The organism is Falsiruegeria sp. JB4-1 (assembly GCF_055693495.1).
Genome location: NZ_JBVFTZ010000001.1, coordinates 2,845,278 through 2,870,788 on the forward strand (window position 1 = coordinate 2,845,278; position 25,511 = coordinate 2,870,788).

At 58.8% G+C, this 25,511-nt stretch carries 23 protein-coding genes and 3 pseudogenes; 14 read left to right on the forward strand and 12 right to left on the reverse strand.

The annotated features are described in order from the left end of the window. Window positions 1–61: 61 nt before the first annotated feature. The 4 genes and pseudogenes from ACZ1HE_RS14525 (at window position 62) to ACZ1HE_RS14540 (ending at window position 3,668) form a co-directional block, all read left to right on the forward strand. Window positions 62–349, forward strand: a complete 288-nt coding sequence (locus tag ACZ1HE_RS14525) for a YciI family protein (RefSeq protein WP_472621871.1) — start codon at window positions 62–64, stop codon at window positions 347–349. Between the two features lie 70 nt (window positions 350–419). Continuing rightward, window positions 420–1,820, forward strand: coding sequence for a helix-turn-helix domain-containing protein (locus ACZ1HE_RS14530; protein WP_472621873.1), 1,401 nt, complete (start codon window positions 420–422; stop codon window positions 1,818–1,820). A gap of 76 nt (window positions 1,821–1,896) precedes the next feature. Next, window positions 1,897–3,028: pseudogene (locus tag ACZ1HE_RS14535) on the forward strand (fatty acid desaturase). Window positions 3,029–3,287: 259 nt separating this feature from the next. Further along, entirely contained in the window at window positions 3,288–3,668 is a 381-nt protein-coding gene (locus ACZ1HE_RS14540) for a bleomycin resistance protein (RefSeq protein WP_472621875.1), read from the forward strand. A gap of 101 nt (window positions 3,669–3,769) precedes the next feature. On the opposite strand, the gene ACZ1HE_RS14545 is transcribed toward ACZ1HE_RS14540, so the two are convergent. The 8 genes and pseudogenes from ACZ1HE_RS14545 to ACZ1HE_RS14580 all read right to left on the reverse strand — a co-directional run bounded on the left by ACZ1HE_RS14545 (window position 3,770) and on the right by ACZ1HE_RS14580 (window position 11,325). Then, window positions 3,770–4,009 carry a YdcH family protein gene (locus ACZ1HE_RS14545; RefSeq protein ID WP_209247217.1) on the reverse strand — a complete coding sequence of 80 codons (240 nt, stop codon included), beginning with the start codon at window positions 4,007–4,009 and terminating at the stop codon, window positions 3,770–3,772. Between the two features lie 101 nt (window positions 4,010–4,110). After that, on the reverse strand, window positions 4,111–4,758 hold the full coding sequence (locus ACZ1HE_RS14550) for a thermonuclease family protein (protein WP_472621877.1): 648 nt from the start codon (window positions 4,756–4,758) through the stop codon (window positions 4,111–4,113). A 68-nt stretch (window positions 4,759–4,826) separates the two neighbouring features. Then, window positions 4,827–6,487, reverse strand: a pseudogene (betA, locus tag ACZ1HE_RS14555) (choline dehydrogenase). Window positions 6,488–6,582: 95 nt separating this feature from the next. Continuing rightward, window positions 6,583–8,091, reverse strand: a complete 1,509-nt coding sequence (gene betC / locus ACZ1HE_RS14560) for a choline-sulfatase (protein ID WP_472621879.1) — start codon at window positions 8,089–8,091, stop codon at window positions 6,583–6,585. Then, window positions 8,088–8,660, reverse strand: a complete 573-nt coding sequence (betI, locus tag ACZ1HE_RS14565; RefSeq protein ID WP_472621881.1) for a choline-binding transcriptional repressor BetI — start codon at window positions 8,658–8,660, stop codon at window positions 8,088–8,090. Before betI ends, betC begins: the two co-directional genes overlap by 4 nt. A gap of 73 nt (window positions 8,661–8,733) precedes the next feature. Then, on the reverse strand, window positions 8,734–9,732 hold the full coding sequence (locus ACZ1HE_RS14570; protein WP_472621882.1) for a DUF1036 domain-containing protein: 999 nt from the start codon (window positions 9,730–9,732) through the stop codon (window positions 8,734–8,736). A 39-nt stretch (window positions 9,733–9,771) separates the two neighbouring features. Next, window positions 9,772–10,686 (reverse strand): DMT family transporter, encoded by a 915-nt coding sequence (locus ACZ1HE_RS14575; RefSeq protein WP_472621884.1) that lies wholly within the window; start codon window positions 10,684–10,686, stop codon window positions 9,772–9,774. Window positions 10,687–10,725: 39 nt separating this feature from the next. Beyond that, on the reverse strand, window positions 10,726–11,325 hold the full coding sequence (locus ACZ1HE_RS14580; RefSeq protein WP_472621886.1) for a LysE/ArgO family amino acid transporter: 600 nt from the start codon (window positions 11,323–11,325) through the stop codon (window positions 10,726–10,728). A gap of 90 nt (window positions 11,326–11,415) precedes the next feature. Between ACZ1HE_RS14580 and ACZ1HE_RS14585 the strand changes: the two genes are divergently transcribed. From ACZ1HE_RS14585 to ACZ1HE_RS14595, 3 genes are read left to right on the forward strand one after another with little or no spacing between them, the layout of a single operon-like run. Next, on the forward strand, window positions 11,416–12,300 hold the full coding sequence (locus tag ACZ1HE_RS14585; protein WP_472621888.1) for a LysR family transcriptional regulator ArgP: 885 nt from the start codon (window positions 11,416–11,418) through the stop codon (window positions 12,298–12,300). A gap of 38 nt (window positions 12,301–12,338) precedes the next feature. Continuing rightward, on the forward strand, window positions 12,339–13,031 hold the full coding sequence (locus ACZ1HE_RS14590; RefSeq protein WP_472621890.1) for a nitroreductase family protein: 693 nt from the start codon (window positions 12,339–12,341) through the stop codon (window positions 13,029–13,031). Window positions 13,032–13,063: 32 nt separating this feature from the next. Further along, on the forward strand, window positions 13,064–13,912 hold the full coding sequence (locus ACZ1HE_RS14595; protein WP_472621892.1) for a COG3904 family protein: 849 nt from the start codon (window positions 13,064–13,066) through the stop codon (window positions 13,910–13,912). Between the two features lie 117 nt (window positions 13,913–14,029). Here the strand turns inward: ACZ1HE_RS14595 and ACZ1HE_RS14600 are convergent, their stop codons facing one another. Continuing rightward, window positions 14,030–15,031 (reverse strand): isopenicillin N synthase family dioxygenase, encoded by a 1,002-nt coding sequence (locus ACZ1HE_RS14600; RefSeq protein ID WP_472621894.1) that lies wholly within the window; start codon window positions 15,029–15,031, stop codon window positions 14,030–14,032. A gap of 139 nt (window positions 15,032–15,170) precedes the next feature. On the opposite strand from ACZ1HE_RS14600, the gene ACZ1HE_RS14605 reads away from it, so the two are divergent. Further along, window positions 15,171–16,055, forward strand: a complete 885-nt coding sequence (locus tag ACZ1HE_RS14605; RefSeq protein ID WP_472621896.1) for a LysR substrate-binding domain-containing protein — start codon at window positions 15,171–15,173, stop codon at window positions 16,053–16,055. A 373-nt stretch (window positions 16,056–16,428) separates the two neighbouring features. Continuing rightward, window positions 16,429–16,866, forward strand: coding sequence for a helix-turn-helix domain-containing protein (locus ACZ1HE_RS14610; protein WP_472621898.1), 438 nt, complete (start codon window positions 16,429–16,431; stop codon window positions 16,864–16,866). Between the two features lie 154 nt (window positions 16,867–17,020). Here ACZ1HE_RS14610 and ACZ1HE_RS14615 read toward each other — a convergent pair. The 3 genes and pseudogenes from ACZ1HE_RS14615 to ACZ1HE_RS14625 all read right to left on the reverse strand — a co-directional run. Next, window positions 17,021–17,752 (reverse strand): annotated as a pseudogene (locus tag ACZ1HE_RS14615) (YebC/PmpR family DNA-binding transcriptional regulator); the annotation flags it as partial. A 102-nt stretch (window positions 17,753–17,854) separates the two neighbouring features. Further along, a complete protein-coding gene (locus tag ACZ1HE_RS14620) occupies window positions 17,855–19,075 on the reverse strand; it encodes a serine hydrolase domain-containing protein (RefSeq protein ID WP_472621900.1) in 1,221 nt (406 codons plus the stop codon). A 19-nt stretch (window positions 19,076–19,094) separates the two neighbouring features. Continuing rightward, window positions 19,095–19,679, reverse strand: coding sequence for a TetR/AcrR family transcriptional regulator (locus ACZ1HE_RS14625; RefSeq protein ID WP_472621902.1), 585 nt, complete (start codon window positions 19,677–19,679; stop codon window positions 19,095–19,097). 166 nt (window positions 19,680–19,845) lie between these two features. Between ACZ1HE_RS14625 and ACZ1HE_RS14630 the strand changes: the two genes are divergently transcribed. The 5 genes from ACZ1HE_RS14630 to ACZ1HE_RS14650 all read left to right on the forward strand — a co-directional run bounded on the left by ACZ1HE_RS14630 (window position 19,846) and on the right by ACZ1HE_RS14650 (window position 25,510). Beyond that, entirely contained in the window at window positions 19,846–21,618 is a 1,773-nt protein-coding gene (locus ACZ1HE_RS14630) for an SLC13 family permease (RefSeq protein WP_472621904.1), read from the forward strand. An 18-nt stretch (window positions 21,619–21,636) separates the two neighbouring features. Beyond that, on the forward strand, window positions 21,637–22,107 hold the full coding sequence (locus ACZ1HE_RS14635) for a cupin domain-containing protein (RefSeq protein WP_472621906.1): 471 nt from the start codon (window positions 21,637–21,639) through the stop codon (window positions 22,105–22,107). A gap of 52 nt (window positions 22,108–22,159) precedes the next feature. Continuing rightward, on the forward strand, window positions 22,160–22,894 hold the full coding sequence (locus ACZ1HE_RS14640; protein ID WP_472621908.1) for a glutamine amidotransferase: 735 nt from the start codon (window positions 22,160–22,162) through the stop codon (window positions 22,892–22,894). 77 nt (window positions 22,895–22,971) lie between these two features. Then, complete coding sequence (locus ACZ1HE_RS14645) at window positions 22,972–23,835, forward strand: bile acid:sodium symporter family protein (protein WP_472621910.1); 864 nt, start codon at window positions 22,972–22,974, stop codon at window positions 23,833–23,835. A 13-nt stretch (window positions 23,836–23,848) separates the two neighbouring features. Further along, window positions 23,849–25,510: an FAD-binding dehydrogenase gene (locus ACZ1HE_RS14650; protein WP_472621912.1), complete on the forward strand. Its 1,662-nt coding sequence runs from the start codon at window positions 23,849–23,851 to the stop codon at window positions 25,508–25,510. Window position 25,511: the final 1 nt, after the last annotated feature.

Genomic DNA, 25,511 nt, shown 5'->3' on the forward strand with positions numbered 1-25,511 from the left:
ACCCTATCCAGCAGATTTGCAGCAGTTCATTCTATCCCGACCCAATCAGAAAGGACACGAAATGCTCTATTGCGTTACCTTCCAGGACAATCTCGGCCAAGAACACCTGCGTCAGAAATATATGGCCGATCACCTTGCCTTCCTGACCACGCTTGGCCCCAAGATGATTGGCGCCGGGCCGCTGTTTAACGGACCAGACGGCCGTGGTGGCATGTGGTTGGTCGAGGCTGAGAGTGCGGCAGATGTCCAAGGCCTGGTCGAACAGGATCCGTTTTGGCCCACCGGCCTGCGTAAGAGCGTCGAGATCCTGGAATGGCGTCAGGTGTTCCGCAATGGACAGCGCGTCTAGGGTTGCTCGCCCCGCTTTGCAAATGTAGCTTGGCGATTGAGTAAACTTGCAAATATGCGGGCATCCGACCATGGCCACCCTAAAACTTTACGCTGGCGCCAAGCTGCGCGAGATACGCACGCGCCTGACCCTGACGCAAAAGGATTTTGCAGCCAAGCTAGGGGTTTCGCTGCCTTATCTCAACCAGATGGAAAACAACAATCGACCGGTCTCGACCACCGTTGTTCTGGCGCTGGCACAAGAATTCGGGCTGGACGTGACCGAGCTTAGCACCGGCGACAGCGAGCGTCTGGTCAGCGACATGCGCGAAGCGTTGGCCGACCCGATCTTCGCCGACACCATGCCACCTCTGGCCGACCTGCGTCTGACCGCATCCAACGCTCCGGCGCTGGCGCGGGCTTTCATCGAGTTGCACAAAAGCTATCGCCAGACTCATGAGCGGCTTGCCTCGCTGGACGAGGCTTTGGGCCGCGAAGACGCCCGCATTCAGGCCAGTCCATGGGAAGAGGTGCGCGATTTCTTCCACTATTGCGACAATTACATCGACGCGGTGGATCACGCCGCCGAACGGTTCTCGTCCCAAGCCAACGACGCAAGCGACGTGCGCACCGCCGCCCTGGGCAGCCTGTCGGCACGCGGCATTCAGGTAAAATTCACAGACATCGAAGCTTTGCGCAGCTTCGACGCCAAAGCCCGCGTCTTGCATCTGTCGTCGCGCTCTTCGCCACAAACTCAGGTCTTTCAGATGCTCCTCCAGGTGGCTTTGGTCAGCCAGGACAAGCTGTTAGAGGCGACGCTGGATTTCGCCCGCTTTCACAGCGAAGAGGCGCGCTCCATCGCCAAAATCGGCCTGGCCAACTATTTCGCGGGCGCCGCGCTGATGCCTTACGGCACTTTTCTAGCCGCCGCGCGGGACTGCCGCCACGATCTCGAACTGCTCAGCGCGCGGTTCGGAGCATCCATCGAACAGGTGGCACACAGGCTGTCGACGATGCAACGCCCCGGCGCCAAGGGCATCCCGTTCTTCTTTGTCCGCGTCGATCAGGCCGGGACAATCACCAAACGCCACTCGGCCACGCGCTTGCAGTTTGCCCGCTTCGGCGGTGCCTGCCCTTTGTGGAATGTACACCGTGCCTTTGAAACACCCGGGCACTTCCTGCGCCAGCTGGCTGAAACGCCAGACGGGGTACGCTATATCTCGCTAGCGCGAGATGTGTCGAAACCTGGCGGTTCTTTTGGTGCGCCCGTGCGCCGCTATGCCATCGCGCTCGGCTGCGAGGTGCGCCACGCCGACGCGCTGGTTTATGCTGACAACATGGATGTCTCGAACGCCAGCGCCTATGAACCCATCGGCATCTCATGCCGCATCTGCGAGCGGCAAAATTGCCACCAACGCTCAGTCCCGCCACTTGAGCGTCGCCTGACGATCAACGCCAACGAGCGCGGCACCTTGCCTTATGAAGTGAACTGACCCCTTTCTCGTGCCAGAAATTTCACGGGGAGTCGCCAAAGACGACGGGGCAGCGCCCCAAATCCTTTCAGAATTGATGAATTTCGCAGCGAAACACCCTGTTCACCTCAAGTTACCTTTGCGAAACCCGCACAATTCTATAAGAGCGAACAAACGACTCAGAATAAGCAGGCGAATGTTCGATATATCCTCTTCGCGGCCGCAGCCCGAAATCCGAGCCGCAAGAGACTGGATCAAGGTCCTCTCGCAGTATCGCACCCCCAACGCAGGTCGCAGCTGGTTCGAGCTGGCGGTGACAGCCGGTCCATTCCTATTGTTGTGGGCGCTTGCCTGGTGGGCGCTGTCGGTCAGCTATCTATTGGCCTTTGTCATCTCGCTGGTCAGCGCAGCTTTTCTGTTGCGGCTGTTTACCATTCAGCACGATTGCGGCCATGGCGCGTTCTTTGAAAATCGCACGCTCAACGATTGGCTTGGACGCATTCTGGGTGTCCTGACACTGACCCCATACGACGTCTGGAAACGATCACATTCGATTCATCACAGTGGTGCTCGGCAATCTGGCGCGGCGCGGGATCGGCGACATCCATACCGCTACAGTGACCGAATATCGCGAGATGAGTCCTATGAGTCAGTTGATGTACCGGCTCTATCGCAACCCCATCGTGCTCTTTGGCTTCGGTCCCGGCTACCTTTTCTTTCTGCAAAATAGACTGCCACTGGGCTTCACCCATCAGGCCAAATACTGGGTAAGCGCCATGTGCACCAATGTGGCCATCATCGCGGCTCTGGCTGTGATCTGGTATTTTGGCGGGTGGGCACCCATCCTGCTTATCTTTGTCCCCAGCACCCTGCTAGCTGCAACTGCGGGCATGTGGCTGTTCTATGTGCAGCACCAGTTCGAAACTGCCCATTGGGACGCAGATGAAGACTGGCAACTGCATGATGCAGCCTTGCACGGCAGCTCTCACTACATCCTGCCGCCAGTACTGCAGTGGCTGAGCGCCAACATCGGCATCCACCACGTGCACCACCTTTACAGCCGCATCCCCTTCTATCGCCTTCCCGAGGTGCTGCGCGACCACAGCGTTCTGGCCGAAAGCAACCGCATGACCATCCGCGAGAGCCTGAAAAGCGCGCGCCTGCATCTGTGGGACGAACATTCCCGTCGCTTACTGTCATTTGCGCAGTATCGCGCGTTGACCGACTGACGTGGGGAGGGGCGCTTAAACGCCCTTTTTTGTTCACGAGCTTACTTCACCCAGTGGTGAGGCTGGTTCCGACCATTTCATTGAGTACCGCAGGCTTCTTGCGCGGACCCACCTCAATCAGTTTGCCGACGAGGCGAAACATCTGTTTGCTTCTTTCCCTAGCTTGAACAGGATCAAGCGCGGCGCAAGAAAACACATCGGATATCGCGTCGTTTTGCCTATGCTTGCAGTCGGAAGGCGAAAAACCCCGAGGTGTTGCATGGCCATTGAACCGTTTTTGAATTGCCGGAACTTGGCCGCGTCGGTTGATTTCTATACCAAGACCCTTGATTTCGAATTGGTCGTCGCTCCAAACCCTGATCCATCGAGTTTCGAATCTCGCTATGCGGCCCTTTCGAGAGACGGAGATATCCTCCACCTAAGCAGCCACGCCCGCGAGGATGGGGTCTTTGGCGCTGAAGTCTATGTCAGAGTGGATAATATCGATGAGCTCTGTGAAAGGTTCGTTGCCAATGGGGTCAAGCTTACCGTGCCGACCGGTGGCAGTCATCCAGTCGATCAGACCTGGGGAATGCGTGAAATCGGATTTCGAGACCCGGATGGGAACAAGATAACGTTCGGGCAACCATTGGCTCTCTGAAGTCCAAATGTTTTACGCCTGCCACCAAAGTGGCAGGCGTATGGCTTTGCAAATCATGAGGAGAGCGACTTGAGCACTCCATTGCGTTCTTCGCTCAGGCTTCACGCCTTGGACAACATGCCCCAGATTTCGTCCTTGAGAGCAGCGCGTTTCTTGCGCAAGTCTACCTCGGCCAGCTCTTCGAGTGGCTCGACATTGGTCTCGGCACGATGCACGGCACGGTTAATCTCGTGATACTCATCCGCAAGCCGGGCAAAATGCGCATCCGACTGCTTCAGCGCGCTCATGGCGTCTATCTTGTCGGGGAATTCCTCGGCCAGTTCATGCGGGGTGTGAGACATCTGTTCGCTCCTTTTCTTAGGTTCGAACAAAGCCTAGATCGCCCTGACGCCCCCCGCTTTGACCCGGATCAAATGAGCGAGGAAAACCCATCTTTTAGTCACTAGTTTTTGGCTGCCCGCCAGCCTGCGCGCCGTGCCTCATCAACGGTACAAAACCACCGTTCCCCCTTGGCTGGGCTGATCCGTGTCCGGTTGTAATGCGATTGACCGGGGCGGTGGAAAATACGCTCACCCTTGGCCGAGATATTGCCCTTTATTGCGCAGCTTGCCGGGAGCTCTTCTGTCCGCTTTGTAGCGCGATGATCCCAGGGCAGCATGACCCCAGTGGCATGCAATCCCGTCGCCTCTGACTTGGCGCGGTTTTCAGCGCCGACATAGGCCGTCGAATATTTGCGAAAAGCAAAGGCCAACCCTCGCGACACCAGTGTTTGTCCGACATCACGACCCTGAACCTTGCAGCGCGCAACTGTGCGGCCATAGCGATCCTGAGTGACGCGCGCGCACTGGGCCGCTCGCCCATCATAGAGGCTGCGCACTTTTTGCGTGGCCCAAGCTCCGCATGCCCAGCCCTGCCCCGAAGCACGGGTGCAGGTTTGATCCAATTCGGGCGCGTCGATACCGTGCAACCGCACGCGGGTGCCGCCAACATCCCAAGTGTCGGCGTCGATCACTCGCACCGGGCCAGACAGATCAGCAAAGCCGACCGCTGGCAGAGCGGCCAGAACAAAGGCGAAACAAATTCTTAACATGCCTCTGATATGCGCCCCCGATAGGGCGCATTCAACACGTGTTGTTAAGAAAGGTTAACGGCCCGTTGTCACCTTTGTGCCGTTTCCCAGTTTGGATTGATCCAAGGCACATCATTGGCCCGCGCCAATGCATCACGCCCCAACAGGTGATCGGACATCTTCTCACCCACCATGATCGACGGCGCGTTGAGGTTGCCGTTGGTGATGCGCGGAAAGATCGAGCTGTCGGCGACACGCAGACCATCGACGCCAATCACGCGACCTTCGGGATCGACCACGGCGTTTGGATCATCCGCTTGCCCCATCCGGCAAGTGCCGCAGGGGTGATAGGCGCTTTCAACATGCTCTTTGATGAACTCGTTCAGGTCCTCGTCGCTTTGCAGAGTATCGCCGGGCTGGATCTCGTGACCGGCAAAGGGCGCAAACGCCTCTTGCCCGAAAATCTCCCGCGTCAGGCGAATGCAGGCGCGGAAATCCCGCCAATCGTCTTCGTGGCTCATGTAATTGAACAGAATCTTGGGCGCATCCTCGGCGCGGTTCGACCGCAGGGTGACGGCTCCACGCGACTTGGACCGCATCGGGCCGACGTGCGCCTGGAACCCGTGCCCCTCGGCCGCTGCCTGCCCGTCATAGCGTACCGCCATCGGCAGGAAGTGATACTGGATGTCAGGATATTGCACGCCTGCTTGCGAGCGGATGAAGGCCGCGCTTTCGAACTGGTTCGATGCCCCCAAACCGGTCTTGGTGAACAACCACTGCGCCCCAATCGCCCCTTTGGAGATCAGGTTCCAGTGTTTGTAGAGCGTGATCGGCTGGGTCGCGGCCTGCTGGATGTAAAGTTCCAAGTGATCTTGCAGGTTCGCGCCAACACCGGGGCGGTCTGCTACGACATCGATGCCATGTTCGGCCAGATGTGCACCCGCGCCGATGCCCGACAGCATGAGCAGCTTGGGCGAGTTGATAGACGAGGCCGCCAAAACCACCTCGCGCCGGGCGCGGATAATCTGTTTTTTGCCGCCCTTGATGATCTCGACGCCGGTGGCGCGCCCCTCTTCCATCACAACGCGCGACGCCAGCCCATTGACCAGATCACAGTTCGGGCGTTTCAAAGCGGGTCGCAGATAAGCATTGGCGGCGGACCAGCGACGGCCTTTGTAAACCGTCTGCTCCATCGGGCCAAAGCCCTCTTGTTTCTCACCGTTGTAATCGCCGGTGACCTCATATCCGGCCTGCTGACCCGCATCGACAAAGGCCTTGAACAGCGGGTTTGAACGAGGTCCACGTGTCACATGCAGCGGGCCATCCGTGCCGCGCCAGGTGGGGTCACCACCATGACCGCCATCGTGCCAGGTCTCCATCCTTTTGTAGTAGGGAAGCACATCCGCATAGGACCAGCCATCTGCGCCCATCTCGGACCAATGGTCGAAATCCATCGCATGGCCGCGCACATAGACCATGCCGTTGATCGAGGACGAGCCACCAATCACCTTGCCGCGCGGACAGGCAAGACGGCGACCATCCAGATGCGGCTCTGGCTCGGACTGATAGCCCCAGTCATACCGCGACATGTTCATCGGATAGCTGAGGGCCGCAGGCATCTGGATGAACGGCCCCGCGTCGGTGCCGCCATGCTCGATGACCAAAACCGAAGCCCCCGCTTCGCTCAGGCGATAGGCCATAGCGCAGCCAGCATGGATCCGGCCCCTACGATGACAAAATCTGCTTCCATTTTTCAGGCTCCTGCCAAACCCGCCGGGGTCGCCTGCGATGCAGGCGTCAAAATTTCATGCCTCCGGCGGGAGTATTTTCAAAAAGATGAAGGGGTTATTCGCCACGCGGGAAGCGTTGGCTGTCCTCCAGATTGTCCAGGTTCATGTGGTTGCGCATGTAGCGTTCCGAGGCCTTTTGCAGCGGCTGATAGTCCCACGGGTAGTACCCGCCCTGCCGCAACGCCTCGTAGACCACCCAGCGGCGGGCCTGGCTGGCGCGCACATCAGCATCAAAGCGGTCCAGGTCCCAGCGGGCCTCTGACTTGGCTTTGATGGTGGCCAGCGTGCCCGCGTGAGCCGGGTCGTCCGCCAGGTTGGTCAGCTCGTGCGGGTCGGTGTCGAGATTGAACAGCTGATCGGGGTCCAGCGCGCAGCGGTTGTATTTCCATGGACCGTAGCGCAACGACACCAGCGGCGCATAAGACGCCTCGGCCGCGTATTCGATTGCCACAGGCTCTGTCCGCTCGGTCCCCTGCGCCAGTGGCACAAGGTTGGTACCATCGGTCCAGGGTGCGATTTCGGCCATATCCACACCGGCCAACGCGCCCAGTGTTGGCGTCACGTCGATGGTCGACACAGGCGTATCGATTTTGCCCGCAGGCATGTCGGGCGCCGAAATCATCAGCGGCACGCGGGACGAGCCTTCGTAGAAGCTCATCTTGAACCACAGGCCGCGCTCACCCAGCATGTCGCCATGATCCGAGACGAACATGATGATCGCCTCTTGCCGGGTGGTTTCCAGCACGTTCAGGATTTCGCCGATCTTATCATCCAAGTACGAGATATTGGCGAAATAGGCTTGGCGCGAACGTTTGATGTTCTCTTCTGTGATGTCAAAGCTGCGCCAGTCGTTGGCGTCAAAGATCCGCTTGGCGTGAGCGTCGTGATCCTCATAATCCATCGCCGGGACCTCGGGTAGCAGATGCTCGCAATCCTCGTAGAGGTCCCAGTACTTCTTGCGCGCCACGTAAGGGTCATGCGGATGGGTAAAGCTGACGGTCACGCACCAGGGGCGGTCATCATTGCCGCGCGCCAGATCATAGAGCTTGGCGGTCGCGTTGTAGGCGACCTCGTCGTCATATTCCATCTGGTTCGAGATCTCGGCGACCCCTGCCCCAGTGACCGAGCCCATGTTGTGATACCACCAGTCGATCCGCTCGCCCGGCTTGCGATAGTCCGGCGTCCAGCCGAAATCGGCCGGGTAGATGTCAGTGGTCAGGCGGTCTTCGAAGCCGTGTAGTTGATCCGGGCCCACAAAGTGCATCTTGCCCGACAGGCAAGTGTAATAGCCCGCACGACGCAGGTGGTGAGCATAGGTGGGGATGTCCGAACGGAATTCAGCCGCGTTGTCATAGACGCCAGTGCGCGAAGGCAACTGCCCCGACATGAAAGATGCCCGGCCCGGCGCACACAAAGGCGAGGCCGTATAGGCATTGGCAAAGCGGGTCGAGCGCTCTGCCAGCTTTTTCAGGTTCGGCGCATGCAGCCAGTCAGCGGGGCCATCAGGAAAGAGGGTACCGTTGAGCTGATCCACCATCAGGATCAGAATGTTGGGGTTTGTCATTTTCCGCTCTCGATCAGGGTATTCAGAACGCGCAGGGCGTGGTTGACGGCCAGTTGCGGCTCTTCCGGGGCGCTGAGTGCAGCGTGAATGTAAAGCCCGTCAATCAGGGCAATCATGTTTCCGGCACCTTCCACCGGGTCCGCCAGCAGCGGGCGCAGCGCATCGACCAGGTTCGAGCGCATGCGCGCCTGATAGATCTGCCACAGGCGCAACGCATCGTCGTTGGTCTGGGCCAGCACATAGAATGTCATCCATGCCGCGATTACATCCGGCGTGAAACAGGACGGAGCAAAGCAGGCGCGGATGATGGCCTGCGCCCGCTCGTGACGTGGGGCCGCTTTCAGCTCGCTGCGTGCTTCGGCGCCAAAATCCGTCAGGATGCGTCGCATAGCGGCCAGAAATATCTGATCCTTGCCGCCAAAGTAGTGGTGCGCCAAAGCGCTGGACATGCCCGCACGTTTGGCAATTTGACTTACGGTGACATCCAAAGATTTGGAGGCGCCAAGCTCGGCGATCGTGGCGCGCACGATGGCGTCACGGCGGATGGGTTCCATTCCAACTTTAGGCATTCACGCGTCTCCGGCAAGGTACAGAGAAAACGCTATGCGCTTTTTATTGACTCGTCAATCAAGAACCGGACGTTCAGTTCCTTCGTTGAAACCTAAGGATATTTCCGCGCGGCAGATGGATCATTTCAAGCGATGGCCCTTCGACCTGCACCTGTCCATAACAAGTTGCTTCCGACTCGCCATCAGAATGCATGATCAGGTAAGGCCCGCCGTCCGAAAAATCGTTGCATGTGTCGGCGATACGGATCGCGGCCTGTTCAACCACGTCATCGCCATAGGTAAATTTCATCAGCGACCCGAAGAGGTCTAAACCAGAGGCGTCATCGTCGTAAGACTGCCACCGACCTTGCATGTCCGCGAGTAGATCATCGGAATCTTCCCACCCGCGCGCAAAGAGCTTGTAGGGAACTATGTCAGCTGAGCGGTCGTAAACGGTTTCGAGGTCCCCGTGCACGATGACCGGGCTGCCAGAGCGAAATCGATCCACAAAATCAAAAGCATCCTTTCCCTCGCGTCCGTCTTGACGAAAAAATATCTGGTACCCTTCAGCGAACAGGCTGCACACTTTCTGCCCCACCTCCCCCGAACAGGACTGAAAGTTCCCTGCGGCGCTGTAAGGTTCGCCGTGCACACCCGGAGGCACAAAAGCTGGCTCTGAAGCGGGCGCCGGTCTAGAGACATTGGCAAGATACGCGACGTGGTCCTTGGACGTCTTACCGGTGTCCAGTTCCATGAATTGACCTTCGCTGTAGCCTCGCCCGCTGCAATCCGCGTCTCCGTTGATGTCAAACGCATCAGATAGAATGCAAAACCTGATCCCTTCGTGGTCGAATTCCCATCCGTCAGCCTTTGCCATCAGGTAATAGAAACGGTTTACCAGATCTCCACCTACCACCGTGGCACATTGGTCCGGCTCGATGTTCCACCACCCTTGGGACAACCATCCGTCCCCTGATTTGTACCCAACAGCGACGGAATGGAGGGCGGTTGTATCATTGCACACCGCCAATCCGGCAACAGCCGGTCCGGCAGCCAGCAGTCCCAAACCCAATGTGATTGCACGCAAAGACATGCCTCCACCCTAGGGGCAGGTAGCCAACCCTGACAAGCATTAGAGCTTGGGGGTATTGGGGTTCGGTGTGATCTGCCTGCGCTTCAGCACCGCCTCGCGCCATGTGATAAAGCTGATAGCACCCAGGATGAGGGTGCCGCCCAGAACAACCCAGATGTCCACACCCTCGTCAAAGATCAGGGCCCCGAGCAGAGTTGCCCAGATCAATTGCAGAAACGTCACTGGCTGCGTCACCGCAACCGGCGCTGCCTGCATTGCCAAAGTCATGAAGTAATGCCCACCGGTGGCAAAACAGGCGATCGCAAAAAGGATGCCCAGTTGCGGCCACGTGGGAGTTACCCAAACAGCCCACGCAAAAGGCGCTATTCCAATGGTCACAAAAATCGACATCATTGCGACAACAACAACGGGGCTGATCTCTTCGACCAGCATTTTGACCATCAAGTACGAGATCCCCATGCAAAGCGTCGTTCCCAGCATCGCCAGATGACCCGGGCTGATCTCGCGAAAACCAGGGCGCAGAATTATCATTGCACCAACCAGGGCGACGATGATCGCCGTAATTCTGCGCGCCGCCATGGTCTCGCCCAGAAACAGCGCGGCCCCGATCGTCACATAGACCGGCGTCAGATAATTCATCGCTGTCACCTCGGCCAAGGGGATCTGTGTCATGGCAAAGAACCACAGCATGACCGCAGCGCTATGGATCACGCCCCGCAGAGTGAACAGCCCCCACTGGCGCCCGGTCAGTCGCGTCCGCATCAGCGTTCCAAGCGCAGGTACAAAGAATACCAGACCCAGAAAATAGCGCAGAAACGCCGACTGTGTGGGATGCATGGTAGAGCCCATGGATTTCACAAGTGCCGTCATCACCACAAAGGACAATCCCGCGGCCAGCATCCAAAGGATACCGGCGACAGGGCGTTGAGTGGCTGTCACGCTGGCTTGGCTCATGCGCCCCTTGAACACCCATTCACGGGCAGGGGCAACCCTTCACATCGCAACAAGTTTTAGGGCAATTCCCCACATTACGACGCCGATACACGCGTCCAGAACTTGCCACGCCCGAGGTCGGGCAAACAGCGGCCCCAAGGCCCGCGCGCCATAGCCAAGCGAAAAGAAGAACACAAAGCTGGCCAACATCGCTCCAAGAGCAAAACTCACCCGGTCGTCATATTGCGCCGAGATCGAGCCCACCAGCACAACAGTGTCCAGGTAGACGTGTGGGTTGAGCCAGGTGAACGCCAACACCGTGGCCAAGGTTGCGGCCAACCCGCTGATCCGATCGCCGCTCATGTCCATGCTGGCCCCACCCTTCCAGGCCGAGCGAAAGCTCATCGCGCCGTAGAACAGCAAAAACAGCGCTCCACCATATCGCATCGCGGGCTCGAACCAAGGAACGGCCTGCGCCAAGGATCCCATGCCGTAGACCCCCGCCGCAATCAAAACCGCGTCCGACACCGCACAAGTCAGGCACACCACAAAGACATGCTCGCGCCGCAAGCCTTGACGTAGAACAAAGGCATTCTGCGCACCAATCGCTAAGATCAGGCTGAAACCAAGGGCAAAACCGGCAAAAAACGAGGGTGACATAGGGCTTCCTGGAGTTGAACGTCCGATTTGACTAAGCCGAAGTTTGCCAGTAATCCAGTTAAAGTTACTCATGGCAGGTAAGTTTCACTAATGCAATTCGACCCTCAACATCTGTCCGCGTTGTCCGCCATCCTGAGCCTCGGCAGTTTCGAGGCCGCTGCGGCAGATCTTGCTGTAACCCCATCGGCCATATCCCAACGGATCAAGGCGCTCGAAGACCGTCTTGGCACTTCCCTGATCAACCGTGGAACACCGTGCACTGGCACGGCGGCAGGCATTCGTCTTGCAAAACATGCCGAAGATGTCGGTCTGCTCGAGGCGCAGGTGAGCCGGGAGCTTTCACTGGACACAACACCCGGAACTGCACGATTGCGGATTGCCGTGAACGCCGACAGCCTTGCGACCTGGTTCGTGAGTGCCATGGCGGCGGTTCCGGACGTCCTGTTTGATCTGGTTCTGGATGATCAGGATCATTCGGCTGACTGGCTGCGCCGAGGTGAGGTTAGCGCGGCCATAACTGTCACAACTAAACCCGTTACTGGATGTGACACGATCCCCCTCGGTGCGATGCGTTACATAGCAACCGCCAGCCCGCAATTTGTGGAAAGGTGGTTTCCGGAAGGCGTAACCGCCAAGGCTCTGGCCGATGCGCCTTGCCTGACGTTCAATGCAAAGGACGGTCTGCAACGCACGTGGCTTCAAGAGAACTTCGACACGCGCATTTCGCCCCCCACTCATTTTCTGCCGTCCACGCAAGCATTTGTGGACGCGGCGCGCAATGGCATGGGGTGGGGCATGAACCCAGTCAACCTGGTACGTGGACCAATCCGAAATGGGCGATTGACGCCGTTAATTCCGCATACGCCTCTTGACGTTCCGCTCAGCTGGCAGGTCAGCCGCGTTATGGCTCCGGCCTTGGCTCCCGTCACAAAGGCCGTCAAACACGCGTCAAGCAAAGGGTTGATTCCAGCCTAAGCCCAACCAAAAATCAGGCGCCATACGAAGGACCCGCAATGTTTGCCCGCGAAGACCTGACTTATACCACCATGCCGCTACCTGACCGTTCAGACATGGACGACGACGAAATGCGAGCGGCCGCACTGGCGTTCTTTGAGGTCATGCGAAAACGCCATACGGTGCGCGACTATTCCGACCGTGCTGTATCCCAGACTGTTATTCAGGACTGCATTCGAACAGCAGGAACAGCCCCTTCGGGCGCCAATCATCAGCCGTGGCATTTTGCTGCCATCTCAAACCCTGCACTCAAGCAACGCATTCGCGAGGAAGCCGAAGAAGAAGAACGCCGGTTTTATGCGGGCGGTGCGGGCGACGAATGGATCAAGGCGCTGGAACCCATTGGAACGGACGCGGTCAAGGAACACCTGACTGTAGCACCGTGGCTGATCGTGGTCTTTGCTCAACGCTGGGGCCAGTTCGACGATGGCACACGTTTCAAAAACTACTACGTCCCCGAAAGCGTCAACATCGCCACCGGCTTTCTGCTGGCCGCCTTGCATCACGCAGGCTTGTGTACTCTTACCCATACGCCCAACCCTATGCGGTTCTTGAACGAAGTACTAAACCGCCCGGCCTCAGAAAAGCCCACGATGATCATCGCTGTGGGGCACCCGGCCCAAGATGCGACCGTGCCCGAAGTGGCCAAGATGAAAAAACCCTTGGATCAGATCTTGACCATCCACGATTGATCAGCAAGCGGTTCCCGCGCATGGTTAACCCCATGCGCTTCGTTCCGGCCTCTGCCTCTTTGCCTTACGTCTTCTGGCTGTGGATCGCCTTGCCGCGTGCGCTTATCTTAGGTGCCTTGACCGGACTCGGATCATCCCTGACGGTGCCCGCGCTAGCCCTCTACCCGCTTTTGGCGATGGATATCGCGGTTTTTGTCTGGCAGGTCATCTGGTTTCAACGCAGCGCCGACACCCACGTGGTCGCCCACGGCGGCCTGGCTGCAGTCTGGGGTGGTCAACTGGCGCTGCTGGTGATCGCCGGTTTGGGGGCTGCAATGTGGTGGGGGCTGGCGCTCGACACGCATGCGCCGCCAGAATTGGAGCTATTCACTGAGCGGATGGATCGCGAACATGCCTCAACCTACCGGTTGGAGTTATCGCAGGACGGCACCACGCTGATGTTTCAAGGGGCGATCACCTTTGGCCTGACCCGCCGGGCCACTGCCATTGCCGATGCAGCACCGCAGTTGGCAAAAGTCACCCTCCACAGTCCCGGTGGTCACATCTACGAGGCGCGAGGGTTCGCCAATCTGATCCTCGAACGCAACCTGAATACCCAAGCCGTCGGCGATTGCACTTCTGCTTGCACCCTTCCCTTTGTGGCCGGTCACAAGCGCTCCTTGGCAAAGGGTGCTCAGCTGGGATTTCACCAATACGCGCTGAACTTCGACACCGCTCTGCCACAGATCGATCTGCAACAGGAACAAGACAAAGACCGAGCCTTGTTTCAGAGCCAAGGAGTGCAGCTGTCCTTTCTGGACGTCATGTTCGACACCCCCAGCATCGGCCTGTGGTATCTGACCGAGGCAGAGGCGCGCGATGCGGGCCTCATCACCCCCTAACATTATGCCAAGCCTCACACATCAGCGTTCTGCGGTGCCGCGCCTCGCTGCAGGCGAGGCGCCCGGCCCAACGGAGCGAGGGCCCGTCAGGGCATGACGCGAAGGCGGGAGAGCCCCCTACCCATGTTTCGCCGCCAAATGCGGAAAGCTGTCGACAAATCGCCCGAACTTGTGGCGGCCGCATGTCACCGCTTCGTACCGCGCAGGATTATTCGCCGAGACACAGCCCGGTATCGGCGCGAACTCCGCCTCATAATCCGCATCGATGAAAAACGGGATCGAATAGCGCTCACGTCCGCTGGTGTTCACAACCCGGTGTAGGTTGGCCAAGTACACGTCATTGGTCAGACGCTGCACCAGATCGCCGATGTTGATCACAAAGGTTCCGGGGATCGGCGGCCCTTCTACCCAATCACCGTCGCGGTTCATCACCTGCAACCCGCCCACGTCATCTTGCGCCAGGATGGTCAGGTTGCCGTAATCCGTATGTGCGCCAATCCCCATCACGCTTTCGTCGACCTTGCCTGTCTGCGGCGGATAGTGCAGCAGTCGCTGAATGCTGATGGGGTCGCGCATCTTGGCCTCGAAGAAATCTGGCATCAAATCCAGGCTCTGCGCGATGCCCCGCAACAAGATGGCTGACAGCCGCTTCATCTCTTCATGATAACCATAGACCGCATCCCGGAACACCGGTAGCGCGTCAGGCCACTGATTGGCACCAAAAAACGGCACATCGACACCTGGCGTTTCCGGCCCAAGGTCGAAACACTCTTTCAAATCCCTGGTTTTAGTCGGGTCCGTGTTTTCGCCAAACACTTCGATATATCCCCGCATCGCCACGCCCGAGTTACCGATGTGCAGCTTCATCTTCTCCTCCAGAGGCAGGTCAAAGAACGCACGGGTCTGGGCAAAGGCGACCTCAACCGTCTCGGCTTCAACGCCGTGGTTCTTGACATACATGAACCCCACATTGGACAGCGCCCACCGGATATCTTTCGCGACCCTTGCCGGGTCGCTTCCATCCACCAAAGCGGCAACGTCGATCACCGGAATGCGGTCAAAGGATTGGCGCTCAGCACGCAGGCTGTCGTCGAGTTGGGCCAGGGCGGCATCGGACATGGGGTTCCTCCATTCATGTGCCACCAGAAACACGAGGTCGCGCCAGTTTGACAATTGCGAAAATTCTCACCATGGCTTACTTGTAGTAAGTCATTATCGAGCAAAAATGCACGAAACAGCCCTGCGGGAAAGCACACAAATGCCAAAACGTCCCTATGATCTGCCCCCGCTGAGCACGCTCTCCAGCTTTGAGGCAGCCGCCCGCCACGAGAGCTTTAAATCCGCCGCACAAGAGTTGAACGTGACACCGGCCGCCATCAGTCATCAGGTCAAGGCGCTTGAGGTAGAACTGGGCCAGCGGCTGTTCCAACGTCATCAACGCGGGGTGAAACTCTCCGAGACCGGGCAGATGTTGCAACTGGCCGTTCAGCGTGGATTTGACCAGATATCAGTAATTGTGACGCAGCTTCGGCAAGACAGTCAAACGCGAGCCGTGACCATCGGCGCCACAACGGCGGTCTCGTCCCTCTGGCTGACACCCCGGCTGGCCCGGTTCTGGAAACGGCATGGCAACATCGCAGTCACGCAAAACATCTCGGACACGGATCATGCACAGACCGGGTGCAATCTGAGCATCCACTACGGTGACATGACCCGCGACAGTGGCGATTGCCGCCCATTGTTTCGCGACCGGATCGCCGCGCTCGCCAGCCCTGAATTCGCCGCCGAGAACCCCACGGTTGCATTAGCAAATCTAGCCCACCTCCCCCTGATCCACCTGAATGCCCCGGACGAGCGGTGGACGGACTGGCGCACATGGTGCGCGGCGCTGGACTATGACGGCCCTATCGGCGAAGGGCTGCGGGTCAACAACTACACCATCGCCTTGCAGGCGGCTCAGGATGACATGGGCGTAGTACTGGGGTGGAATGCGCTGACTGCGCCGCTTGTGCAATCGGGCGCGCTGGTGCCGCTGCTGCCACAGGACATCGCCGCGCCCTTGGATTTCTACATCAAGACTCACGCAACGGCCCCAGACCGCGCCCACCTGCTGCGCGACTGGCTGCTAAGTGATCAGGTCTGAGCTCGGTTCGCTGGGACCTGATCGGCTAATCCTTTCAAGTTCCCATCGATGATCCTGCCTATCATCATCTTCATCTAGGTCTGCCGCACTATCCATCCCAAAGGACCGAATTTGACACAGTAGTCAAATTTCCATGTCACACACGCCTGCCCCCAACGGGGGTGATGCGAATATCGGCTGAGGCCACGCGCAACGGCTTAGGAACCTTGTCCGACAACTTGACGGTATAACCCTGTCCAGACGCCCATTCGTGAACTCCTTAACCAGCGAGTTGCCGTTCTTGAAATGGTTCCGGCGTCTCGAGCCCACGCCGATCTGTCTCATTGGCTGCTGATCGACCGACACAAATTCGCGAGTAAAGATGTCGATTTACATGAAACGCCCCAAGATTATCCAGATCCTGCGATCAACACGGACACCGATCACGGGACGAGAATTGGCCGATGAGATGGAATTGTCCCTCAGCTCTCTTTATCGCGACATGGCCGAGCTGAATGCGCAGAGCATTCCAATCACGAGTAAAGCGGGCGTGGGCTACGTATCGGGCGATGGCTACGTCATACCACCACTGACGAATTGTAGGCCGCTGCCCTTGGCGCAACATGGGTCGCCTCCGAGGCGGACCCGTTCCTGCCCCTGGGCAACCCGCGATTTGGTGGCTAACTGCCCCAAGCCATCCCCAGGGAACTGCGCCCTTTTGTACTGGACGCCAGTTCAAAACCGATCCGGACTCGCTTCAAGGCTGAACCGCGCTTTGATAGTGCGCTGCTGTCACGCCAGTCGCGAGCGGTATCGCCTGCAACTAATCTAGACTGAGCGGGTGCAGGAGCCGAAAGTCTTGGCCGACAAGTACCCGGGGCGGCAGGCCGTTCTGATGAAGCGATGGGCCGTAGTGTCACTCGAAAATGAAAACGCCTATCGCGATCAAGTCGCGATAGGCGCAAGATCAGCATCTGTAGAAAGACTTACAGCTGCTCCATCACCTCGTCCGAGGCTTCAAAGTTGGCGGTGACACGCTGAATGTCATCGTCGTCCTCCAAAGCATCAATCAGCCTCATCAGCTTTTGCATGCCTTCCAGGTCCAGCTCTGTGGTGGTGGTGGGTTTCCACACCAGTTTGGTCGAGTCCGACTCGCCCAGCGCAGCTTCCAACGCGTTGGACACGTCATTCAGATCGGTGTCGGCGCAATAGATGATGTGGCCATCTTCCGAGCTTTCGCAGTCTTCGGCACCTGCTTCAATCGCGGCCTCAAACACGGTGTCCGCATCACCCGCGTCGGCATTGTAAACAACCTCACCCTTGCGGTCGAACATGAAGCCAACGGAGCCGGTCTCGCCGAGATTGCCGCCGTTCTTCGAGAACGTCGAGCGCACGGTCGATGCGGTGCGGTTGCGGTTGTCGGTCATCGCCTCGACAATGACGGCCACGCCGCTCGGACCATAGCCTTCATAACGGATTTCTTCGTATTCGTCGCCCTCGCCCGCCTGGGATTTCTTGATCGCGCGGTCGATCACATCCTTGGGCACCGACTGCGATTTGGCCTCTTTCACGGCCAGACGCAAACGCGGGTTTTTCTCGGGGTCCGGATCGCCCATTTTGGCGGCCACGGTGATCTCTTTGGACAGTTTGGAAAACAGCTTGGACCTCAAAGCGTCCTGACGGCCTTTGCGGTGCTGAATATTTGCCCATTTTGAGTGGCTTAGCCATGTGGTGCTCCTGCAAGAATATGGTTTCGCAGGCTTCTATAAAACAAGCTGGGTGCCGGGTTCAAGCATCCGACACCCCGTTTGGTGCTCTGATCAGCTGTCCGGGCTTATATGTTTGGCAATTGCCTGCAAGGCCGACACCATCTGCATCTCGGTTTCGGGCTTTTCGTTGTACTCGGGATAGGCCGAATTCATCGCAATCACCACGCCCCTGCCCGGGTTGATGTAGAGGAACTGACCATAGATGCCGATGGCCGTGAAATCGCCACCATCGCGATCAACGGGAATCCACCACTGGTTCTTGTAGCCTAGTGGAAAGTCCGAGGCGGCATGGTCCCCCGGCTTTGATTGTGGCGTGTCCGTGGTTATGGATTGTTGCAACCAAGCCTCGGACACCACCCGCTCGCCGGTCATCGACACCCCACCGTTCAAAACCATCTGTCCCACTCGCGCCAGATCACGCAGGCGCAGGTTGGCCCCGCCAAACGCCACTGGCTCTCCCATCTGGTCTACCAGCATCTGTGCGTCCGCTTCGGCCCCGATCTTGGCCCACAACTTGTTGTGGAAAAATTCTGCGTATTCCTGTCCAGTCGCTCGGCGCAGCACCCAGGCCAGCACTTGGGTTTCGATACTGGCGTATTGGTTGAACGTTCCTGGCTCGCGCTGACGCACCATGGTGGTCGAAAACTCATCCAGCGAGCCGCGTAGGGTCGCAACCACTGTCTGCACGATGTCCGAGTTCAGATCGTCGTAATCTTCGACGTACCGAATGCCTGAAGTCATATCGAGAACCTGTTGCACGGTCACGCCATCATATCCGGTGTCCGTCAGTTCAGGGATATAGCTGGTCACCTGCGCAGTCACATCCAGCTCACCCGCATCATGCGCCACCCCCACAAGGATCGAGGTCAGCGACTTTGTCACCGACATTTCGATGTGATTGGTCTCGGCGCTGTTGCCTCGGGCATAAGCCTCGTGGATCAGCTTGCCGTCCTTGAGCACTGCCAGACCGGTCCAATGGAAGGCATCGAACAGCTCTTGGGTGGATAGGTCCTGCCCGTCATAAGTGAATGTCGTAGGCAGAACATCGGCCTGCTCCGCAACTTCGAACTCGGCCATGGGACCACCCCGTTCGATGGTGATCGAGGGGTAGGCTTCATAGAGCGTGCGGAAATTCTGGTCGATGTTCTCTGGTTCAAAAACCGCCGAATAGGCCATCAGGGCGCGCACGTCCTGTATCTTGCCCCAAAACACAGCTCCGCCGATCAGGGTCAGCGCCACTATGGCAACTGCCCCGCGTTTGATCCATTTCATGTGGGTCTCCTCCGTTTTTTCAGTCGGGTCCGTCCGACATCAACAGCTGATGCGCGGCCTTGCGGACCGCTTGGGGGTCGGACGGCATAAAGCCGATATCGGCAAAAAACGTGGCGCCAAAGCCCATGGACACGATGCCATATGCGCGACGTTCACGGTCCAGGTCGCTGCGGCCGATGCCGTCTTGCGCCATAACGGTGGACAGTTCTTGGCACAGGCGTTGATAGAGCCCGCGCAACCGCTCCTGAATGCGATCGTCCAGCGCGGCATAGGGCCAAAGCTCATCCACCATCAGACTCAGATCCTCGTCGCCCAGCAATTCACCTAGCACAAGATCAACCAATTGTGGGGCGCTCAGACTCCCCTGCTTGACCTGTTCCAGTTCTTCCAGTTTGGCCTCGCCTCGTTCGATCATCCGGTCAAAAAGCAGCAGCACGAGGTCGATCTTGTTGCCCGCAAAATACCGCAGCAGCGAGCGCGGCAAACCCGCCTCTTCGGCCACTTTGGCCAATGTCAACTTGGCCAAACCATCGCGCAGCACGATCCGTTCCAACGCATCCAAAATTTGCGCCTTGCGTTCGATTTCCATCTTGGGACGTGCCATGGTGGTCGCCTTTTTTGTTTCTTGTCGATTAGACAATTTACGAAATAATGTGATTCTTGTCACTTTGACAACTTTAATCTCTCGCGACCCCGCGTCACGATTTCCTGACCCGGTGTGGCGCGAATTCCCCGTCGCACCTTTGGGTTGAACCGGCTAGGGTGCGGGCATGACGACTGATCAGATAATATTGTTTTCACTCTTTGGCTTGGTGTTCGCGTTTCTTCTGTGGGGGCGGTTCCGATACGATCTGGTTGCCTTCACAGCCCTGATGCTGGGCGTGGTATTGGGCGTGGTTCCCGTAGCGGACGCCTTTTCCGGCTTTGGTCACCCCGCCACAATCGTTGTGGCGCTGGTGCTCGTCGTCTCAGCCGGTTTGGTCCGGTCCGGCGCGGTTTTCCTGATCACCCGCACGTTGGTTGATGCTTCCCGAGGGCTTGGCTCGCACATCGCGCTGATGGGCGGGATCGGTGCGGTTTTGTCGGCTTTCATGAACAACGTAGCCGCCTTAGCCTTGCTAATGCCCGTCGACATCCAAACCGCGCGCAAAGCGGGTCGAGCACCGGGGCTCAGCCTGATGCCACTGAGTTTTGCCACCATTCTGGGCGGCATGGCTACGCTGATCGGCACCCCTCCCAACATCATCATCGCCTCGATCCGGCAAGAAGCTGTCGGCGAACCCTTTGCCATGTTCGACTTTGCCCCCGTGGGCGGGATTGCGGCCATTGCGGGCCTGATCTTTGTCGCCCTGATCGGCTGGCGCCTGATCCCGACACGCGGCGACGATCAGGAACACACCGAAGCGCTGGCGCAATACATCGCCGAACTAACCGTCCCGGAAGACAGCCCCCACATCGGCAAACGTCTGGCCGAGTTGGACGAGGCTGCTGAAAAAACCGATGTCGCCATTCTGGGCCTGATCCGTGACGGAAAACGCCGCTATGGCCGCGCTGCAAATGCAATCCTGCGCTCAGGCGATGCGCTGGTGCTGGAGGCTGCGCCAGAAGCGCTCGATGAATTTCGTACCGCCCTAAACCTGGACTTTTCCGACAGCCGCCGACAGGAGGTGCTGAAGGCAGCTGGTGACGGTCTTGAAGTGATCGAGGTGGTCGCGACCGAGCACAGCCGGATCACCGGCAAGACTTCGCAATCCATCGGGCTGGCGTGGCGGCAAAGCACCGTCCTGATGGGCATCTCGCGTCAGGGCAAGCGGATCACCAAACAGGTTCGCAAGACAGAAGTTGAAGCGGGTGACATTCTGCTGTTGATGGTCCCCCGTGACCGCGGCCCGGATGTTACCGACTGGCTGAACTGTCTGCCTTTGGCCGAACGCGGCCTGAACGTGACAGCCAACGAAAAGGTCTGGCTCGCCATCGGGCTCTTTGCCGCTGCCGTATTGGCGGCCTCTGTCGGCCTTCTTTACCTGCCAATTGCCCTGGGGTTGGTGGTCGTGGGCTATGTCCTGACCAAGATCCTGCCCATTTCCGAGATCTATGATCACATCGAATGGCCCGTCGTCGTTCTGCTGGGGTCGATGATCCCGTTGGGCGCCGCACTGGAAAGCTCAGGCGGGACCGAGTTGATTGCGGGCAGCCTGATCTCTCTGACCAATGGCTTGCCTGCCTGGGCGATTTTGACAGTGTTGATGGTTGTGACAATGACCCTGTCGGATGTGCTCAACAACACTGCCACCACCATCGTGGCCGCGCCGGTCGGCATCCAGATGGCCAACACGCTTGACGTCTCCCCCGATCCGTTTCTGATGGCGGTCGCGGTGGCGGCCTCGGCCGCCTTCCTCACCCCTATCGGACACAAGAACAACACGCTGATCCCGGGCCCCGGCGGATACCAGTTTGGCGACTATTGGCGCATGGGCCTGCCGCTTGAGGTGTTGATTGTCGCCGTCTCCATCCCGTCCATTCTGGTCTTCTGGCCGATGTAACCCCCGGAAAGGAACCCCATGAGCCACGACGGTTACCTGCTGACCGCCCAAGCCATCGCCGCGATGGAAGGCACTGCCAAGACCCATTTCCTGAACCCCAACGCCCAACGGATCAACAAATCCCCGGGCGACGCCACTGGCCTGACCGGTATCGGCGTACACGTCATCGAGGTCGAACCGGGTCGAGACACCACCGAGTACCACGTGCATCATTTCGAGGATGAATGCGTCTATATTCTGTCAGGTCAGGCGGTCTCGATCATAGACGGTCAAGAGCAGACTGTAAGCGCGGGCGACTTCATCGGCTACCGCAAGGGCGGGCATGCGCACGGGCTGCGCAACGATGGGCCAGACCTGCTGCGCGTGTTGGTGATCGGGCAGCGGCTGGCGCATGACGTGGGCGACTACCCCAATAAGGGCAAGCGCATCTATCGAAACGAGGGGCTGGAATGGGACTATGTCGATCATTCAGCGATCAAGAACCCTTAGCGCGGCAATGGGGCCGCTTGCCCCTGCCCCACGGCACGGGTAATCCGGCCCCATGAAACCGTTCCTGATCCTGCAGCTTCGCCCTGAAATCGATGCCTCGGATGCCGAGTTCAACTCGATCCTCAAACAGACGGGCCTGACACCTGACCGCGCCGTCCGCGTTCGGCTGGATTGCGAAGACCTGCCAGCGGACCTGAACGTCACCGACTATGCCGGTGTCATCGTCGGTGGCGGTCCCGGCTGCGTCAGCGATGACCCGGCCACCAAATCCGAACTGGACGCACGGGTCGAGGCCGCGGCTCTGTCGCTGATGCCGCAGATCACCGCGCTGGATCATCCGTTCATGGGCTGTTGCTACGGGCTGGGCATCTTGGCGACCCACCTGAACGGCGATGTGTCCAAGGCGCAATATGGCGAACCGGTTGGCCCGTCGCTCTGTTCCCTGACGCCCGAAGGTGAGGCCGATCCCCTAACCGCTGGCCTCAAGCCGGTGTTCGACGCCTATGTCGGCCACAAGGAAGCGGTACAGAGCCTGCCCGAGGGGTGCGCGCACCTGGTGGCCTCAGCCCCCTGCCCGATTCAAATGGTCCGCTGGGGTCAGAACGTCTATGCCACTCAGTTCCATCCCGAAGCAGACGCGGCTGACTTTGAGCAGCGCATCAACATCTACCGCAACCACGGCTATTTCCCGCCTGAGGACGCCGATTCCCTGATCGTCGCCTGCCACAGCGCGGACGTGACAGAGCCGGGCAAGATCCTGAAACGGTTTGTTGCACGCTATGGCTAGGTACGTAACCTAACGGCACACCCCATTGCCCAAACTATCTTCCCCCGCATAGGCTGGCCAAAACGACCTTGGGAGGGGTGGTATTGGATTTTCTCATCAACGTGGGTCTGCCGCTGTCATTGGCGGTCATCATGCTGTCGCTGGGCATCGGGCTCGAGGTGGCTGATTTCAAACGTGTACTGACGCGTCGGTTTCCTTTTGCCATTGGCGCGCTCAGTCAGGTGGTGCTGCTACCCATCGTTACCTTTGCCCTGGTCACCACCTTTGCCTTTCCACCCGAGATCGCCGTGGGTTTCATGCTGCTCAGCTTCTGTCCCGGCGGCGTGACCAGCAACATCCTGTCGAAACTGGCCAACGGCGATGTGGCGCTGTCCGTTACACTGACGGCCGTGATTAGCCTGTTGTCTATGCTGACTGTGCCAGTGCTCGCGGCTTGGTCGGTCACCCATTTCATGGGCGAGGCCGCGCCTGAGGTGTCAATCACCGGACTGGCCATCGCCATGTTCCTGATCACCACTTTGCCCGTGGCGATCGGCGTGACCCTGCGCCATTTCGCCCGCAACACGGCCCTGGCAATCGACGGGCCGCTGTCAAAAATCGCAACAGTGCTGTTTGTTTTGATTGTGATCGCAGCGCTGGCCGGAAACTGGCAGCTCTTCATCGACAATCTGGGCATCATGGGGGCGGGTCTGATATCGCTCAACGTGATCCTTCTGCTGATGGGACTGGGACTGTCCCGCATCGCGGGCCTCAGCTGGACCGAAACCAAAACCATTGCCATCGAAACCGGCGTCCAGAATTCCGCGCTCGGGATCACGCTCGCCGCGTTGATCACCGCAACCACCACAGGGCTCAGCCCATTGGCCCTGCCCGCCGCAGTCTATGGGATCACGATGTATTTCGTCTCCCTTCCATTCATCCTCTGGTTTCGTAACCGCTAAAGGAGCCTGATCCATGACCACCAACACCGCAGATGCCATCATCGTGGGCGGGGGGCTGGCCGGGTTGGCCGCCGCCGCAGAGCTGGGAGATCGGGGCAAAAAGGTCATCCTGCTGGATCAAGAACCTGAGCGGTTCCTCGGCGGACAGGCCTTCTGGTCTCTGGGTGGCCTTTTCATGGTCGATACGCCCGAACAACGCCGCATGGGCATCCGCGACAACGCCGACCTAGCCTTGCGCGATTGGATGGGCAGCGCGCAGTTCGACCGGGCCGAGGATGAATGGCCCCGCAAATGGGCCGAGGCTTATGTGGAATTCGCCGCCGGAGAGATGCGCCCCTGGCTGCATGAGATGGGCCTGCGCTGGTTCCCGGTTGTTGGGTGGGCAGAGCGTGGGGGGTCTTATGCCAATGGCCACGGCAATTCGGTCCCTCGTTTTCACCTCACATGGGGCACCGGACCCGGTGTGATTGAACAATTTGAACGGCGTGTGCGCGAACATGCACGCGCCGGGCTGATCGACTTGCGCTTTCGCCATCAGGCCAGCCACATCATCATGCAAAACGGTGCGGCCAGTGGTGTTTCCGGTGAGGTTCTGTCGGATGACGGTGCCGAGCGTGGTCAGAAAACCAACCGCGATGAGGTGGGCGAGTTCGAGGTCTACGCCCCCTCGGTCATCGTCACATCCGGCGGCATCGGTGGCAATTTCGAATTGGTCCGCAAATCCTGGCCACGTGATCGGCTGGGCGAGCCGCCAAATGAGATGGTCGCGGGCGTGCCGTTTCACGTCGATGGCCGCATGATCGCGATCAGCGAAAAGGCCGACGGTCATGTGATCAACGGTGACCGCATGTGGCATTACACCGAAGGTGTCAAAAACTGGGATCCGATCTGGCCCAGCCATGGTATCCGCATCCTGCCGGGTCCCAGCTCGATGTGGTTCGACGCCACTGGAAACCGGCTGGAGCCGCCCTGCTTGCCCGGTTTTGACACGCTGACCACCCTCAAAGAGATCCTGAAAACGGGCTATGAATACAGCTGGTTCGTGCTGACCCAGAAGGTGATCAAAAAGGAATTCGCTCTGTCGGGCTCCGAGCAAAACCCTGATTTCACCTCGGCCAAATGGTCCGAGGTCATCCGCCAGCGCATCCTGTCAGGTAAAAGAGCCACCGACCCGGTCGAGGCGTTCAAGGAAAAGGGCGAGGATTTCGTGGTCGCCAATACTTTGGGCGATCTGGTGCGTGGCATGAACCAATTGGGGGGTGATCTGATCAACGAGGATCACCTGCGTTCTCAGATCGAGGCCCGCGATGCGCAGATGGACAACCCATTTAGCAAAGACGCGCAGGTCATGGCCATTCATGCTGCCCGCAACTATCGCGGCGACAAGCTGATCCGCACCGCCAAGCCACACAAGTTCCTTGACCCCAACAATGGCCCCTTGATTGCAGTCAAGCTGCACATCCTGACCCGCAAGACGCTTGGTGGTCTTCAGACCAACCTGGACAGCCAGATGCTGGGGGCTGACGGCCAAGTCGTTCCAGGCCTCTTCGCCGCTGGTGAAGTCGCTGGCTTTGGTGGTGGAGGTTACCACGGCTACAACGCTTTGGAAGGCACGTTCCTGGGTGGCTGCATCTTCTCGGGGAGAAACGCAGGCCGCTCCCGCGCCATCGCGTAGG